A 15,680-nucleotide genomic window follows, 5' to 3' on the forward strand; every position below is an offset into this window, starting at 1 on the left:
AACATGGTCGAGAGCGGGCGTCACAGGCGGGCGGACGCCTCGTCGAGGGTGTCGGCGACAACCTCGGCGATACGGTCGAGAAGGGCGCGGTCGCTGATCAGCGGAGGTGCGATCTGCACCAGCGGCGCGGCGCGGTTGTAGACGCGGGCGAGGAGCCCCGCTTCGCGCAGCCGGCGCGGGATCAGGTCGACGATCAGATCGGCCCGGGCGGTGTCGCTGAAGCCGCCGCCTTCGAGGTCACCGACGAGTTCGCAGGCGTAGAAGAAGCCCGCGCCGCGGACGTCACCGACGATCGGCAGGTCCGTGAGGGACGTCATGCGGTCCGCGAGGCGGCCCTGGAGGCCGCGGACGTTGTCCAGGATCCGGTCCCGCTCCATGATCTCCAGGCTGCGCAGGGCGATGGCCGCGCTCAGCGGGTGTCCGGCGAAGGTGTAGCCGTGGTTGAGGACGGCGCCGGGCCGGTTGATGACCTCGGTGACCCGGTTGCTGACCAGCGTCGCGCCCATGGGGGCGTATCCGGCCGTGATGCCCTTGGCGACGGTGACGATGTCCGGACGGGCGCCGTAGCGGTCGCCACCGAACCACTCCCCCAGCCGTCCGAAGGCGGTGATCACCTCGTCGGCGACGAGCAGGAAGCCGTACCGGTCCGCCAGGACCCGAAGTCCCTGCCAGTAGCCCTCGGGCGGGGTGATGCAGCCGCCGCGGTTCTGCACCGGCTCGGCGATGAGCATGGCGACGGTCTCCGGGCCCTCGGCCAGGATCGCGGCCTCCAGCTCGGCGAGGAGGCGGGAGGTGAACGTCTCGTCGTCGACGAACTCGGGTGCGAGGCCGAAGCGGTTGGTGTTGGACACGAACCGGGTCTCGATGGCACCCGGGCCGTACGGCTCCCGCAGCCCCGGGTCGTCGGTGAACGACAGGGCACCGACGGTCAGCCCGTGGTAGGCGCCGCGCCGGGAGATCGCCTTGGTGCGGCCCGCCTCGCCACGCAGGGCGTGGTACCGGCGGGCGATCTTCCAGGCGGTCTCGACGGCTTCGGCGCCACCGCCCGAGAAGAAGGTGTGCTCGATGTCCACCGGGGCGAGCCGGGACAGCCGCTCGGCGAGTTCGATGCCCGTCCGGTGCGCCGAGCCGGACCACAGCGGACTGAAGCACAGCTCACGCAGCTGCTTGTCCGCAGCCTCGGCGAACTCGGGGCCGTAGGAGTAGCCGAGCTGGCAGCAGTACAGGCCCGACAGGCCGTCGATGTAGCGCCTGCCGTCGGCGTCCTCGACGTAGGGGCCCTCGCCGCGCCGGACGACGAAGACGTCCTCGCCGCCCGGGCCGAGCGAGCCGTTGGGGGTCATGTTGAGGAGCAGGTGTCTGGCCGCGGTGGCGGACAGTTCACCGGCGGGGGTGCGGGTGCTGGTGGTCATGGGGCGGTCTCACTTCCGGCGGCGAGGCCCACGCCGGGCTCGGTCGGCAGGATGCCCTCGTGCTTGCCGGTGCCGCTCAGCCGGCGCACCACGGCGACCAGGGCGAGGGCCACCACGGCGACCCCGATGAGGATCGCGCTGACGGCCGTCACCGACGGGTCGACGTCGTACTGGAGGACGTTGAACACCTGGACCGGCAGGGTCACGGTGTTCACGGAGGACAGGAACTGCGAGATGAAGAACTCGTCGAAGCTGGTGATGAAGGAGAAGGTCGCGGCGGCGACCAGTCCGGGCATGGCCAGCGGGAAGGTGATGCGCCGGGCGACGGTGACGCGGCTGGCGCCCATGCTGGCGGCGGCGTCCTCCAGCCGTTCGTCGATGCCCTGCAGCGTGGCCATGAGGATCATCACCGCGATCGGTGCGGCCAGCACCGTGTGGCCGAGGGAGATGGCGATCGGGCTGCCGAGCATGGCGGCCGGCTCGAAGAGCAGGAACAGGCCGAGCGCGAGGACCACTTGGGGGATCACCAGCGGAGCCAGGACGAGACCGTAGACGGCGGAGCGGAGCGGCAGCTTGCTGCGGACCAGGGCCGTGGCCGCCGTCATGCCCAGGATCAGGGAGAAGACGGTGGTCAGGGAGGCGACCAGGGCGCTGAGCGACAGCGCCGCCGGCCACTTGCTGCCGTCCGCGAACAGCGCCTTGTACCAGTCGATCGTCCAGGAGGACGGCGGGAAGGCTCCGAAGGCGTCCTTTCCGAACGAGGTCACGACGATGACGACGATCGGCAGCACCAGGAACAGCAGGATCAGCGTGGACAGGACGGCCAGGGTGACGCGTCCGGCCAGCGTGGAGCGGAGCTCGGTCATGACGCCGTGCCTCGATTCCGGTACGCCTCGCCCGCCGACTTCAGCACCCTGAGCAGCAGCAGTCCGGCGAAGGTGAACAGCAGCAGGATGATGCCGAGGGCCGCGGCACCGTTCCACTGGTCCTCTTTCATCACCTGTTCGTTGATGAGCGAGGCGACCATGGTCTGCTTCGCGCCGCCCATGAGGGCGGGGGTGAGGTAGTAGCCGAGGCAGAGGATGAAGCACAGCACACCGGCGTTGACGAGGCCCGGGGCCACCAGCGGGACGTAGACCCGACGGAAGATCGTCAGCCGTCCCGCGCCCATGCTGGCCGCGGCGGCCATCAACCGGCGGTCGATGCCCTTCATGACCGCGTACAGCAGCAGCACGGTGTACGGCAGCATCACGGAGGTGGTGCCGATGACGACCCCCAGCTCGTTGTAGAGCAGGTCGAAGGGAGCACCCGGCACGTGAAGGCCGGTCAGCGCGTTGTTGATGACGCCGTGTTCACCGAGCAGGATGATCCAGCCGTAGGTGCGCACCAGCGCGCTGATGAAGTGCGGGACGACCACGACCACCATCACCAGCCCCGCGAGCAGGGGCTTGAGCCGGGACACCGCGGCGGCCAGGACGAACCCGATGACCAGGCTGAGCAGCGAGGTCTCGGCGGAGATCCGGAGGGTGGTGAAGAGGATCTCCAGGTTGGCGCCCTGGAAGGCGTCGGTGTACCAGTGGAGGGTGAAGCCGCCCCGCTCGCCCTTCAGACTCAGCAGCAGGGTGCTGAAGATCGGATAGACGAAGAGAACCAGCAGGTACACGACGACAGGGGCGGCGTTGAGCAGCCCGAAGCGGGTGCGGCGGTCGGACAGCGCGCGGTTCAGTCGATTCTTGTGGGGCACCGGAGGGGCGGAACCCGTTACGGGAGCCAGCACGGCCATGCCTGTCACCCCCCGCTTTCCGCGTCGGGGAACACGCTGACGTTGGCGGGGTCCACGCTGAGGCCGACGCGCTCGCCCAGGACTGGGGCGCGGCCGGCCGGCAGTTCCAGTCGTACGAGTTCGGTGTCCGCGCCGCCGGCGGGGCGGACGGTGGCGCGGACGAGCGTGCCGACGTAGGTGACCGTCTCGACGGTCCCCGTACAGAACCCGTCGTCGGCGGGACACAGGACGAGCCGGCCGGGCTGCACCGCGGCGCGTACCCGTGCGCCGTCCGGGGCCGCCTGCGGACGGGCCTGGAGCAGGCCGCCGGTGTCCAGCCGTACCAGGGTGTGTTCCGGCGTCTGTTCCTCCAGCCGGCCCGGGAGGAAGTTGGCCGCGCCGAGGAAGTCGGCGACGAACGGGGTACGGGGGCGCTCGAAGAGTTCTCGCGGGGTGTCGAACTGGTCGATCAGCCCGTCCCGCATGACCGCGATACGGTCGGAGAGGACGAGGGCCTCCTCCTGATCGTGCGTCACATAGATGACGGTCAGGCCGAGTTCCTGCTGAATGCGTTTGATCTCGGTCTGGAGCTGATCGCGCAGCTTCTTGTCGAGGGCGCCGAGCGGCTCGTCCATGAGGATCACCGGCGGGCGGTAGACCAGGGCCCGGCACAGGGCGACGCGCTGCTGCTGTCCGCCGGACAGTTCCCGCGGGCGGCGTCGGGCCATGGCCGACAGGCCGGCCATCTCCAGGGTCTCGCCGACCCGGCGCCGCAGCTCCGTCTTCGGCACGCCGCGCAGTTGCAGCGGGAAGGCGACGTTCTCCCACACGGTCATGTGCGGGAAGAGCAGGTACTGCTGGAAGACGAAGCCGAGACCACGCTTCTGCGGGGCCAGTCGGGTCACGTCGTTGCCGCCGACGACGATGCTGCCGGAGTCGGGTTCGCAGAACCCGGCGATCATCATCAGGGTGGTGGTCTTGCCGGAGCCGGAGGACCCCAGGAAGGTGACGAACTCGCCCGCCGCGATCTCCATGGAGACCTCGTCGACGGCCGTCACTCCCCCGTAGGTCTTGCGCAGTCGCCGCGCGGACAGCGGCTTTCCGCTGCCGGCCAGTTCCGCCGGGGCGACCAGCGACGGCTCGGGCATCACGTCGGTCTCAGGCATGCGTCCACTCCTGCCAGCGCTTGGCCACCGCCTCCTGGTTCTGGTCCCACCACTGGACGTCCAGGTCGAAGCCGGTCTTGAGGTGCTCCGGGGAGCTGCCCAGGTTCGCGGCGACGGTCGGGGAGAGCTTCTTGTAGGCGGCGGGCACCGACGGGGCCATCGGGTACAGCTCGGCGTAGGCGGCCTGTACGTCGGGCCGCAGCGCGAAGTCGATGAGCTGGTAGGCGGCGTCGAGGTTGGCGGCGCCCTTGGGAATTCCGAGGGCGTTGCTCTGCCGGCGGGCGCCGTTCCACTGGTACGCGAGCGGCGAGCCCTGCTTGATCAGGGCGTCGAGGCGGCCGTGCCAGACGCTGGAGGCCACGACCTCCTTGCGACCCAGGAGCACGCCGGGGAGGGCGCCGGTGTCCCAGAACTTCTTGACGTGCCCCTTGATGTTGTCCAGGGACTTGAAGGCGCGGTCCACGTCGAGGGGGTACAGCTTGTCCAGGGGCACGCCGTCGGCGAGGAGGGCGAACTCCAGCTCGGGCAGGTCGGCGTCCAGGCCCTGGAGGGCACGGTCACCGGAGAACGCCTTGGTGTCCCAGAAGTCGGCCCAGGAGGAAGGTTTCTTCCCCCCGAAGGCGTCCGTACGGTACGCCATCACGCTGGCCCAGTAGTTCTTGCCGACGGCGTTGGAGGTGACCAGGGTCTTGGCGATGCCGGCGTTCTTGAAGTTCTTCAGCCGGTCGTAGTCCAGGTCCTGGGTCGCGCCCGCCTTCTTGAAGCGCAGGAAGTCGGCCATCGAGTCGTCGATGACGTCGAACTGCGGGCGGCCCTGCTGGACCTGGGCGAGCATCTGCGCGTACTGGATGTTCACCACCTCGACCCGGATCCCGGTCTCCTTGGTGAACGCGTCGTAGACGGCCTTCTGGTTGGCGTCGCCGTACGTGCCGCCGCTGTCGCGGACGACCAACGTCTTGGAGCTCTTGCCACCGCCACCGCCACCGGCCACGGACCGGCTGGTGCCGGTGCCGCAGGCGCTGAGGGTGGTCGCGGCGGCAATGCCCGCCGTGGCTCCGCCGATTCCGCGCAGGAACAGTCTGCGGTCGATCCGGGAGTCTTTCATCGTGTGCCTCCTGGTGGGGCTGGCCGTAGGAAGGGAAGCGGCTGGGGCGTGCGTGGGGGGCGGCTGGACAGGGAGTGTCGTGCGGGGCTTTCGAAACACCCCCTAGGCCCGGGGGTCCGCCTCGGCGGGGGCGACACCGACGCCGGGGGTCCGGAAGCCGGCCGGTCGGGTCGCCGGGTCGGGGTCCCACGGGGCGGCGATGGCGGCGAGTTCGTGGCCGGGGGCGACGGTCAGGCCGTGCATGCCGTAGAAGAGCCGTCCGCCGACCGGGGTGTGGACCTGGTGCTCCGCTCCGTCGGCCGGGTCGACGATGCGGCCGATGAGGTCGCCTTCCGCCACGTCGTCACCGGCGGTGAACTCCGGGTACCACAGGCCGGTGGCCTCGGCCGTGACACCCGCGGCCCAGACCCATTCCCGGACGGTCGCCGGGGCGGGGCCGTCGATGCCGGTCGGGGCGAGCACGCTCAGGTGGCGCAGTGCCTGGAGGAGACCGTCGACGCGGCGGTGGGCCGTGGCGCCGTCTCGCTGCCCGAGTTCGCCGACCTCGACGAGTACCGCCGAGATGCCCCGGCGGGCGGCGGCCGCGTGGCTGTTGCCGCCGTCGGCCTCCAGTCCGAGGATGACGTCCTCGATGCCGAAGGAGCCTGCCAGTTGGGCCGTCGCCCCGTCGAGGTCCGGGGCTCCGGTGAGGCGGTAGCCGACGAAGTCGCGCAGGACCTGGTCGATGCCGCCGCAGTGCAGGTCGATGTAGACGTCGGCGCCGTCGACGAGGTGGGCGAAGAGCCAGGAGGCGAGCCGCTCGGTGGGGCTGCCGTCCGGGTCACCGGGGAAGACGCGGTTGATGTTCACGCCGTCGACCGGTGAGACGTTGAGCCGGCCGTCGTACACGGCGGGCGGGTTGGCGACCGGGCAGATGATCACCTGGCCGTGCACCTCGTCGGGGTCCAGCAGGGTCGCCAGGCGCGCGGCGGCGTCGACGGGGGTGAACTCGCCCCCGTGCACGCCCGCGGTGATGGTGACACGGGGGCCGGGGCGGGCGCCGTTGACCAGGGTCAGCGGGAGGTCGACGGTGAGGGTGCCGAGGTCGGCGCGGACGCTGCCGCGGGCCTTGGTCCCGGGCTCGGCCCGCAGGGCACCGACGGAGAGGGCTTTGGTCACGGTGGTCACGCCTTCGCTCGGTCGAGGGTGGAGATGAAGTCGATGGGCCGGGGCGAGGAGCCGTCCAGGGCCAGGTCCGCGGCGATGTCGCCGAAGGCGGGCGAGAGTTTGAAGCCGTGGCCGGAGAAGCCGGCGAGCAGCACGACGTTCTCGGCGCCGGGGAGCGGGCCGACCAGGGGGCGGCTGCTCTCGGTGTAGCCCTCCATATAGACGGAGAGCCGGGTCGGGTCGGGGTGCAGGTCCGGCAGGTGACGCCCGATCAGCTCGGAGAAGATCTCCAGTTCGTCCGGCTGTACGGTCCGGTCCAGCTGGTTGGGGTCGCCGGCCGGGCGGTGCAGGGCTCGGGACAGGCCGAGCTTGACCGACACCCCGTCCGGGGAGGGCAGGCCGTAGCAGTGGGTGGGCGCCGTACGGATGAACGCCGGGCGCTCCTCGCCGAACCAGGCGTCGGTGGTGGGCACGTACCAGGCGCTGACGAGGCGGCGGATGTCCACCTCCCACGGCAGGTCGGGCAGCAGGTCGTTCACCCACGGGCCCGGGGTCACCACGGCCGTGTCGAAACGCTCACTGCTCGCGTCGGTCCGGATCTCGACACCGCCGGCGACGGGCACGATCTCGCGGACCGTGGTGTAGCGGTGGATACGGGCGCCCAGCTGCTCGGCGCGGCGAGCGGCGGTCTGGATCGTCAGCTCGGGGCGGATGAAACCGGCGCGGCGGTCGAGCACGGCCGCGTCGCCGTTCTCGACGCGGTACTGCGGGAAGCGCTTGGCGAGGGCCTCGGCGTCGAGGACCTCGTGGTCCAGGTCGTGCTCCGCGATGGACTGGAGGACCGTGGCCATCTGCTGGTGCTCGGCCGGCCCCATCAGCAGGCACCCGGTCAGGCGGCGAAGCTCACGGCCGGTCTCCTGCTGGAGCTGCTCCCACAGGATGTCGGCGTGCTTGAGCAGGGGCACGTACCGGGAGTCCTCGAAGTGGGCACTGCGGAAGATGCGGGTCTCGCCGCCGGCGGCGCTGCGGTCGTGGCCGGGGGCGTACCGGTCGTATCCGACGACCTCGGCACCACGGGCCGCCAGCCGCCAGGCGGCCTGGCTGCCCATCGTTCCGACGCCGACGACGGCGACGCGCTTCCTGGCAGCTGACACAGGGGTTTCCTTTCGTATCGCCGGGGCGCATTCTGAGCGCCCGGCGCGAGGCTGTCCGATGCGAAGAGGTCCGGGCGAGGGCCAGGCCCTTCGGCGCCCTGCGGACCGCACCCGCCCGGGCGGGGAGTCCGGCTCGCTTCCTCGGAGCCTTCCGAGGAGCCGTGCCACATTGTGGAATGCTGTGCTAGAATCTGGCACGAGAATGGCAGTGGCTCGAAGGGGAGTCAAGAGGGTGTCTGCAAGAAGTTCCGAGGATTAACGGGGGGAAATCGGATGGAAATGAAGAGCGTCACCAGATCGCTGCGCATCCTGGAGGCGGTCGCCCAGCATCAGCCGGTGACCGTCGGGGAGCTGACGAAGCTCTTCGGCCTCCCGAAGTCGACGGTGCAGCGCACCCTGGTCACCCTGGCCGAGGCGGGCTGGCTGCGGGCGAACCGCAGGGACACCACCCGCTGGGAGATCGGCGCACGGGTGCTGGCCGTACGGCCCGCCGCCCTGCAGGGGTCGAGCCTGTTCGCCGCCGCCCGCGAGCCGATGGTGCAGCTGCGCGACAAGGTGAACGAGACGATCCACCTGTCGGTACCGGACGCCCTGCAGTGCATGGTCGTGGTCGACCGCGTGGACTGCGACCACGCCGTACGGACCTTCCACGCCATCGGCGACACCTCACCCCTGCACGCGACCGCCGCCGGACGAGCGGTCCTCGCCCATCTGCCGAGGCGGGACGTCGAGGAGCTGATCGCGCAGGGGCTGGAACGCTACAGCGACACGACCCCGGCCGAACCCGGTGAGCTGCGCGCGGAGCTGGACCAGATCCGCACCGGCGGCTACGCGGTCAACCGCAACCAGTACCGGCCGGGCGTCTGCGCCATCGCCGCACCCGTCCTCGACGAGGACGGCACACCGCTGGCGACGGTGGCCATCTCCATGCCCGACTCCCGGTTCGACGCGGACGAGCTGCCCGAGTGGGGCCGCCTCGTCGCCGAGACGGCCGCGGAGATCACGGGGCGCCGGCTGGGCGCCTGAGCAGGCGGCGACGCCATGGCGGACCGCGCCGAGGGTCGGCTCCTGGTCAGGGAGCCGACCCTCGGCGCGGGGGCGTCGCAGGCTCCGACCTCGACACGGGCGAGCCATTCCATGCCACAATGTGGAATGCTATGCTGCTATCCGGCATACGAATGAGGGGGTCCGGATGGAGATGAAGAGCGTGACCAGGTCGCTGCGCGTCCTGGAGGCCGTGGCGCAGCACCAGCCGGTCACCGTCGGGGAACTCACGAAGCTCTTCGGGCTCCCCAAGTCGACCGTGCAGCGGACCCTGGTGACGCTCAACGAGGCGGGCTGGCTGCGGGCGAACCGTAAGGACACCACCCGCTGGGAGATCGGCGCACGCGTGCTGGCCGTACGGCCCGCCGCCCTCCAGGGATCGAGCCTGTTCGCCGCCGCCCGCGAGCCCATGACGCGGCTCCGCGACACGCTGAACGAGACCATCCACCTGTCGGTGCCCGACGCCCTGCACGGCATGGTCGTGGTGGACCGCGTCGACTGCGACCACGCCGTACGGACCTTCCACGCCATCGGCGACATCTCCCCCCTGCACGCCACCGCCACCGGACACGCGGTCCTCGCCCATCTGGCGAAGCACGAGATCGACGAGGTCGCGGCAGGCACCCTCCAGGGCTACGGCGAGGAGACCATCACCGACCCGGTGGAACTGCGCGCGGAACTCCGCCGCGTCAGAGACCGGGGATACGCCGTCAACCACAACCAGTACATCCCGGGTGTCTGCGCCATCGCGGCACCTGTCCTGGACGGTGACGGGGTGCCGCTGGCCGCCGTGGCCGTCTCCCTGCCCGACTCCCGCTTCGAGCCCGACCGGCTCCCCGAGCTGGGGCGCCTGGTGACCGACACCGCGGCGGACATCACCACCCGCCACCTGGGCTGAGGGGTCCTCTCACCATGAGCGGCAGCCCCGCCGCTCCCCCGATGTCCGACAGCGGACCGGCCTCAAGAGCGGCCGTCGTGCGCCCACGACGCCCCGTGCTCGGCCAGGAGGACAGTCGGCCGGAGCACGGGGCGGCCCGCGCGGTGCGCGATGGGGGGGCATGTGTCAGGGCAGGACTGCCGCCGTCATCGCACGGGCACCGCGAGGTACTGGTACTCCAGGAACTCGTCGATCCCGACGCGGCCGCCCTCCCGGCCGATCCCGGACTGCTTGACGCCGCCGAAGGGGGCGGCCGGGTTGGAGACGAGACCGGTGTTGAGGCCGACCATGCCGACTTCCAGCCGTTCGCTGACGCGCAGGGCACGGTCGAGGCCCTCGGTGAAGACGTAGCCGACCAGTCCCCACGGTGTGTCGTTGGCCCGGCGGACGACCTCGTCCTCGTCGTCGAAGGTGAGGATCGCCGCGACCGGGCCGAAGATCTCCGTGTCCATCAGACGGCTGTCGGGCGCCACGTCCGTCAGGACCGTCGGCGGGTAGAAGCAGCCCGGCCCCTCCGGGGTGCGGCCCCCCACGAGCACCCGGGCGCCTCGCTCCACCGCGTCGGCGACCAGCTCCTCGACCTTGGTCCGCCCCGTCCTGTCGATCAGCGGGCCGACGTCGACACCGTCCCGGGTGCCGGGACCCACCACCAGGGCCCCCATGCGTTCGGCGAGCCGCCGTCCGAACTCCTCCGCCACCGAGTGGTGCACGAAGAAGCGGTTGGCGGCGGTGCACGCCTCGCCCATGTTGCGCATCTTGGCGATCATGGCGCCGTCCACGGCCACGTCCAGGTCGGCGTCCTCGAACACGATGAACGGCGCGTTGCCGCCCAGCTCCATCGAGGCCCGTACGACGGCGTCCGCGCACTGCGCCAGCAGCAGCCTGCCGACGGCCGTGGAGCCGGTGAAGGACAGCTTGCGGACGCGTCCGCCGCGCAGCAGCGGTTCGCAGACCTCTCCGGCCCGGGAGGTGGTGACGACGTTCAGCACACCGTCCGGCAGCCCCGCCTCCTTGAGGATCGCGGCGAGCGCCAGGCTCGACAACGGGGTCTGCGGGGCCGGCTTGAGGATCATCGTGCAGCCGGCCGCGATCGCCGGGCCGATCTTGCGGGTGCCCATGGCCAGCGGGAAGTTCCACGGGGTGATCAGCAGACAGGGGCCGACCGGGCGGCGGGTGAGCAGCATGCGGTTGCGCCCGTCGGGCAGGACGCCGTGGCCGCCGTCGATGCGCACGGCCTCCTCGGAGAACCAGCGGAAGAACTCCGCCGCGTACGCCACCTCACCGCGTGCCTCGGCCAGCGGCTTGCCCATCTCGGCGGTCATCAGGTGGGCCAGCTCGTCGGTGCGCTCAAGGATGAGCTCGTGCGCGCGGCGCAGGATCTCGCTGCGTGCCCGGGGTGCCGTGCGGGCCCACGCCTCCTGGGCGTTGACCGCCGCGTCCTCCGCGAGCCGGGCGTCCTTGGGACCCGCGTCGGCGACGTGGCAGATGATCTCGCCGGTCGCCGGGTCGTCCACGGCCAGGGTCGCGCCGTCCGCGGCGTCCACCCAGGCCCCGCCGATGAACAACTGCGTAGGTGTGTCGGTCATGAGGTCTCTCCTGGTCGGTCGGGCGCGGGGTCGAGGAGTTCGGCGAGGTGCAGGGCGCGGAGGTCGCGGTCACCGGCGAGGTGGTCGATCTGGGTGGCGCAGCTGAAGCCGTCGGCCACGACGACGCCGGGCGCGTCGTGGTCGAGGCTGTCGAGGCGGGGTGCCAGGGCGAGGTCGGCGACGGCCATGGAGGTGTCGTAGTGCTGTTCCTCGAAGCCGAAGTTGCCGGCGAGTCCGCAGCAGCCCTCGGCCTCGTCGACGGTGCGCACGCCGAGCCGGCGCAGCAGATCGCGCGGGCGGCGGTCGGTGAAGGTGGCGTACTCGTGGCAGTGGGTCTGCAGGACGACAGCGGCGGGCAGGGGCGGCGGGGTCCAGTCCGGGGCGGCGAGGTCGGTGAGCGCGCCGGTGAGGGTGTGGACGCGGGCCGCGACCCGGCGGGCGGCGTCCGTGCCGAGGAGTTCGGGCACGTCGCGTCTGAGGGCGGCGGCGCAGCTGGGTTCCGCCACCACGATGGGCCGGTCGTCGCCGTCGTCCAGGTGCGCGACCGTACGCGCCATGACCCGGCGTGCCACGGACAGCTGGCCGGTGCTGACCCAGGTCAGGCCGCAGCACAGGCCGTCCCGAGCGGTGCTGGGGATCCCGGCGTCGGCGAGCACCCGGGCGGTGGCACCGGCGACCTGGGGGCGGAAGGCACGGGTGAAGCTGTCGACGAAGAGCAGGGCCCTGGCCGGTTCGGCGGTCCTCGTCCCGCGCAGCTGCGCGCGCAGGGCGCGTCGGGAGGCGAAGGCGGGGATGGCGCGCCGGGTGGCGACTCCCCCGAGCCGGGCCAGAACCTTGCCGAGGGGCCCGCGCAGCAGCGCGTTGAGCGGGCGGGCGGCGAAGCCGGCGAGCGCGGAGGTCAGGGGAAGCCAGCCGAGTGAGTAGTGGGACCGGGGCCGGAGCCTGCCCCGGTAGTGCTGGTGCAGGAACTCGGCCTTGTAGGTGGCCATGTCGACGCCGACCGGGCAGTCGGTGGAGCAGGCCTTGCAGGACAGACACAGGTCGAGGGCGTCGCGGACCTCGGTCGAGCGCCAGCCGTCCTGGATCGACTCGCCGACCACCATCTCCTGCAACAGGCGGGCGCGGCCCCGGGTGGAGGCGTTCTCCTCGCCGGTGGCCCGGTAGCTGGGGCACATCACGCCGCCCGCATCACCGCGGCAGCGGCCGACACCGACGCAGCGGCGGGCCGCTCCGGTGAAGCCGTCCTCGTCGTGCGGGAAGGTGAACTCCGTGGTCAGGAGCGGGAGTTCGCGCAGCGCGAGGTCGGTGTCGAGGGGGGCCGGAGCGACGATGACGCCGGGGTTCAGCATCCCCTCCGGATCGAAGATCCGCTTGAACGCGGCGAACGCCTCGATCATCCGGTGGCTGTACATGATCTCCAGCAGCTCACCGCGCGCCCGTCCGTCGCCGTGCTCCCCCGAGAGCGTCCCGCCGTGCTCGACGACCAGGGCGGCCGCCTCGGCGAGGAACCGGCGGGTGGCGGCCCGGCCGGTCCCGGTGACGAGGTCGAAGTCGATCCGCACGTGCACGCAGCCGGCGCCGAAGTGCCCGTACAGCACCCCGGTGAGCCCGTGGCGGGCCAGCAGGTCACGGAAGTCCCGCAGGTAGGCGGCGAGGTTCTCGGGTGCGACCGCCGCGTCCTCCCAGCCGGGCCAGGACTCCCGGCCGTCCACCAGGCGGGCGGCGAGCCCGGCGCCGTCCTCGCGGACCCGCCACAGCGAGCGGCGTTCGGCGGCGCTGTCCACGACCCGGCCGCCCGTCATCCGGCCCCGGGCCTTGAGGACGTCGAGCAGTTCAGCGGCCCGGGTGGTGACCGTCGCCGGGTCCTCGCCGTCGAGTTCGACGTAGAGCCAGGCACGCCCCTCGGGCAGGCCGGTGACGGCGTCCGGACCGCGGCGGGCGCGCATGGTGGCGACGATCGCCTCGTCCATGCCCTCCACGGCGGTGGGCTCCCAGCGCAGGATCTCCGGGACGTCCTCGGCGGCGTCGCCGACGTCGTCGTAGCCGAGAGCGAGCAGCGCGGAGGCGGGCGCGGTGGCGACCAGACGTACGGTCGCGCCGGTGACGACCGCGCAGGTGCCCTCGGTGCCGACCAGGGCGCGGGCCGCGTCGAAGCCGTTCTCCGGCAGGAGGTGGTGCAGTGGGTAGCCGGAGACCTGGCGGGGGATGCGGCCGAGTTCGGTGCGGATCGGGGCCAGGTTGTCGGCGATCAGACGGCGCAGGTCCGCTTCGAGCCGGGCGACGCGTCGGATCGCGTCGGTGTCGTTCGGGTCGGCGGCGCGCAGTCCGGCGTGGTCGGCCACGGCGCGCACCCCGTCGGCGGTGACGAGGTCCAGGGATTCGATGTGGCCGCTGGTCCGCCCGTGCCGGACGGACCGGTTGCCGCACGCGTCGTTGCCGATCATTCCGCCGAGGGTGCAGCGGCTGTGTGAGGACGGGTCGGGGCCGAACGTGAGCCCGTGCTCGCCGGCCGCGTCCCGCAGCGCGTCGAGGACCACGCCCGCCTCGACACGCGCGGTGCCCGACTCGGTGTCGACGGCCAGGATCCGGTTCATGTACCGGGAGAAGTCCAGGACCACGCCGGGTCCGACCGCGTTGCCCGCCATGCTGGTGCCGCCGCCCCGGGCGGTGACCGGGACGCCTTCCTCCCGGCAGGCCCGCAGCACCGCGCACACGTCGTCGGCGGTGCGCGGGAACGCCACGGCCCGCGGCGGCACCCGGTAGTTGGAGGCGTCGTAGGCATAGGGGCCGGTGCCCGCGGGCCCGGTTTCCACCCGCAGGCCGGGCGCGGCCTGCGCGATGCGGGCCGACAGACCCGCCAAGTCGCGGGTGGCACCCGTCATCGCTGTGACGCTCCCGACGTACCGGTCTCCACCGCGGCCGCCCACGCCCGCAGGCCCGCGTCGACGGCCGACTCGTCGATCACGAGCGCCGGGATCATCCGCACGACCTGGTTCCAGGCCCCGCACAGCAGCAGGAGCAGGCCCTCGTCGACGGCGGCCCGCTGCACACGGGCGGCGGTCTCGGGGTCGGGGCTGCCGTCCTCGGTGACGAACTCGGAGGCCAGCATCAGGCCGAGGCCCCGTACGTCCCCGATGGCCGGTGTCCGCTCGGCCACCGCCTCCAGGCCGTCGCGCAGCCGCTTGCCCATCGCCTCGGCGTTCTCGACGAGTTTCTCGTCGCGTACGACGTCGAGGGTGGCGCAGGCGGCGGCGCACGACACCGCGTTGGCGCCGTACGTTCCGCCCTGCGAGCCCGGCCACGCCTTGCCCATGAGTTCCTCGGAGGCGGCGATGCCGGACAGCGGGAACCCGCTGGCGAGGCCCTTGGCGGTGATCAGGATGTCGGGCGTGACCCCGAAGTGGTCGTGCCCCCAGAACCGGCCGGTGCGGCCCACGCCGGTCTGCACCTCGTCGAGGATCAGCAGGAAGCCGTGCCGGTCGGCCCGCTCCCGCAGTCCCTCCAGGAAGGCGCGGTTGGCGGGCACGTAGCCGCCCTCGCCGAGTACCGGCTCGACGATGACCGCGGCCGTGTCGGCGGGCGAGGAGATGGTCTGGAGGGTGTAGTCGAGCTCCTGGAGGGCGAAGCGGGTGGCGGTGTCCTCGTCCCAGCCGTAGCGGTAGGCCGTCGGGAACGGGGTGACGACCACGCCGCTCATCAGCGGGGAGAAACCGGACCGGAAGCGGGTGCCGGAGGTGGTCATGGCGGCCGCGGCCACGGTCCGGCCGTGGAACCCGCCGTGGCAGACGAGCACGTTCGGGCGGCCGGTGGCCTGCCGGGCCAGCCGCAGCGCGGCCTCCACCGCCTCGCTGCCGGAGTTGGTGAAGAACAGGCTGTCCAGGCCGGCCGGCAACACCTCGCCGAGCTTGTCGACGAGCTGCCGCAGGGGCTGGTGCATGACGGTCGTGTACTGGCCGTGGACCAGCGTGCCCACCTGCTCCTGCGCGGCCGCCACGACCTTGGGGTGGCAGTGCCCGGTGCTGGTGACGCCGATGCCGGCGGTGAAGTCGAGGTAGCGGCGGCCGTCCTCGCCGTACAGGTGGACGCCCTCGCCCCGGACCGCCACGACGGGCGTGGCCTGGCGAAGGTGCGGCGACAGTGCGGTCATGTTCGTCTCCCGGCCAATGCGTTGCGGTCTACTCCGGCATCCCGAGCATCTCCACCCGTTCGCGAGCCGACAACGCGTGATCTGTCCAGCGGGGAGGCGGTGTTCGGACGTTGTGTCAACCGAGCCGGGTCCGGCGGGCCGCCTGTGGCCCCGGTGACCACCGTGGGTCCGCTCTTGCGCAGGTCAGCCACGCTTGTCACAGTGTCCGGGCGGGCAGGGAG

The 15,680-nt window shown here is 71.9% G+C and carries 12 protein-coding genes; 2 read left to right on the top strand and 10 right to left on the bottom strand.

Going from position 1 to position 15,680, the window contains the following annotated elements; all coding sequences use genetic code 11:
- Positions 1-20: 20 nt before the first annotated feature.
- The 7 genes from ACFYRY_RS02855 to solA form a co-directional block, all read right to left on the bottom strand.
- Positions 21-1,412, bottom strand: a complete 1,392-nt coding sequence (locus tag ACFYRY_RS02855; protein ID WP_389139311.1) for an aminotransferase class III-fold pyridoxal phosphate-dependent enzyme — start codon at positions 1,410-1,412, stop codon at positions 21-23.
- Entirely contained in the window at positions 1,409-2,278 is an 870-nt protein-coding gene (locus ACFYRY_RS02860; protein ID WP_389139313.1) for an ABC transporter permease, read from the bottom strand. Before ACFYRY_RS02860 ends, ACFYRY_RS02855 begins: the two co-directional genes overlap by 4 nt.
- Positions 2,275-3,156 (bottom strand): ABC transporter permease, encoded by an 882-nt coding sequence (locus ACFYRY_RS02865; RefSeq protein ID WP_389139314.1) that lies wholly within the window; start codon positions 3,154-3,156, stop codon positions 2,275-2,277. Before ACFYRY_RS02865 ends, ACFYRY_RS02860 begins: the two co-directional genes overlap by 4 nt.
- A gap of 44 nt (positions 3,157-3,200) precedes the next feature.
- Positions 3,201-4,340, bottom strand: coding sequence for an ABC transporter ATP-binding protein (locus ACFYRY_RS02870; RefSeq protein ID WP_389139316.1), 1,140 nt, complete (start codon positions 4,338-4,340; stop codon positions 3,201-3,203).
- Positions 4,333-5,445 carry an ABC transporter substrate-binding protein gene (locus ACFYRY_RS02875; protein ID WP_389139318.1) on the bottom strand — a complete coding sequence of 371 codons (1,113 nt, stop codon included), beginning with the start codon at positions 5,443-5,445 and terminating at the stop codon, positions 4,333-4,335. Before ACFYRY_RS02875 ends, ACFYRY_RS02870 begins: the two co-directional genes overlap by 8 nt.
- A 102-nt stretch (positions 5,446-5,547) precedes the next feature.
- Positions 5,548-6,603 (bottom strand): succinylglutamate desuccinylase/aspartoacylase family protein, encoded by a 1,056-nt coding sequence (locus tag ACFYRY_RS02880; RefSeq protein ID WP_389139320.1) that lies wholly within the window; start codon positions 6,601-6,603, stop codon positions 5,548-5,550.
- Between the two features lie 5 nt (positions 6,604-6,608).
- The gene (gene solA, locus ACFYRY_RS02885; protein ID WP_389139322.1) at positions 6,609-7,745 is read right to left on the bottom strand and encodes an N-methyl-L-tryptophan oxidase; all 1,137 of its coding nucleotides are present in this window, start codon (positions 7,743-7,745) and stop codon (positions 6,609-6,611) included.
- A 279-nt stretch (positions 7,746-8,024) separates the two neighbouring features.
- On the opposite strand from solA, the gene ACFYRY_RS02890 reads away from it, so the two are divergent.
- Together ACFYRY_RS02890 and ACFYRY_RS02895 are read left to right on the top strand one after the other, a co-directional pair.
- Positions 8,025-8,771, top strand: coding sequence for an IclR family transcriptional regulator (locus tag ACFYRY_RS02890; RefSeq protein WP_389141034.1), 747 nt, complete (start codon positions 8,025-8,027; stop codon positions 8,769-8,771).
- A gap of 172 nt (positions 8,772-8,943) precedes the next feature.
- Positions 8,944-9,687: an IclR family transcriptional regulator gene (locus tag ACFYRY_RS02895; RefSeq protein ID WP_389141036.1), complete on the top strand. Its 744-nt coding sequence runs from the start codon at positions 8,944-8,946 to the stop codon at positions 9,685-9,687.
- 185 nt (positions 9,688-9,872) lie between these two features.
- On the opposite strand, the gene ACFYRY_RS02900 is transcribed toward ACFYRY_RS02895, so the two are convergent.
- Genes ACFYRY_RS02900 through ACFYRY_RS02910 form a run of 3 tightly spaced genes read right to left on the bottom strand, consistent with a single transcriptional unit; the run spans position 9,873 to position 15,459 of the window.
- Entirely contained in the window at positions 9,873-11,312 is a 1,440-nt protein-coding gene (locus ACFYRY_RS02900; RefSeq protein ID WP_389139324.1) for an NAD-dependent succinate-semialdehyde dehydrogenase, read from the bottom strand.
- Positions 11,309-14,194 (bottom strand): FAD-binding and (Fe-S)-binding domain-containing protein, encoded by a 2,886-nt coding sequence (locus ACFYRY_RS02905; RefSeq protein WP_389139325.1) that lies wholly within the window; start codon positions 14,192-14,194, stop codon positions 11,309-11,311. The genes ACFYRY_RS02900 and ACFYRY_RS02905 overlap by 4 nt, the downstream gene beginning before the upstream one ends.
- The gene (locus ACFYRY_RS02910; RefSeq protein WP_389139327.1) at positions 14,191-15,459 is read right to left on the bottom strand and encodes an aspartate aminotransferase family protein; all 1,269 of its coding nucleotides are present in this window, start codon (positions 15,457-15,459) and stop codon (positions 14,191-14,193) included. Before ACFYRY_RS02910 ends, ACFYRY_RS02905 begins: the two co-directional genes overlap by 4 nt.
- Between the last annotated feature and the right edge of the window lie 221 nt (positions 15,460-15,680).

It is taken from the genome of Streptomyces sp. NPDC005263 (assembly GCF_042872365.1).
GTDB lineage: Bacteria > Actinomycetota > Actinomycetes > Streptomycetales > Streptomycetaceae > Streptomyces.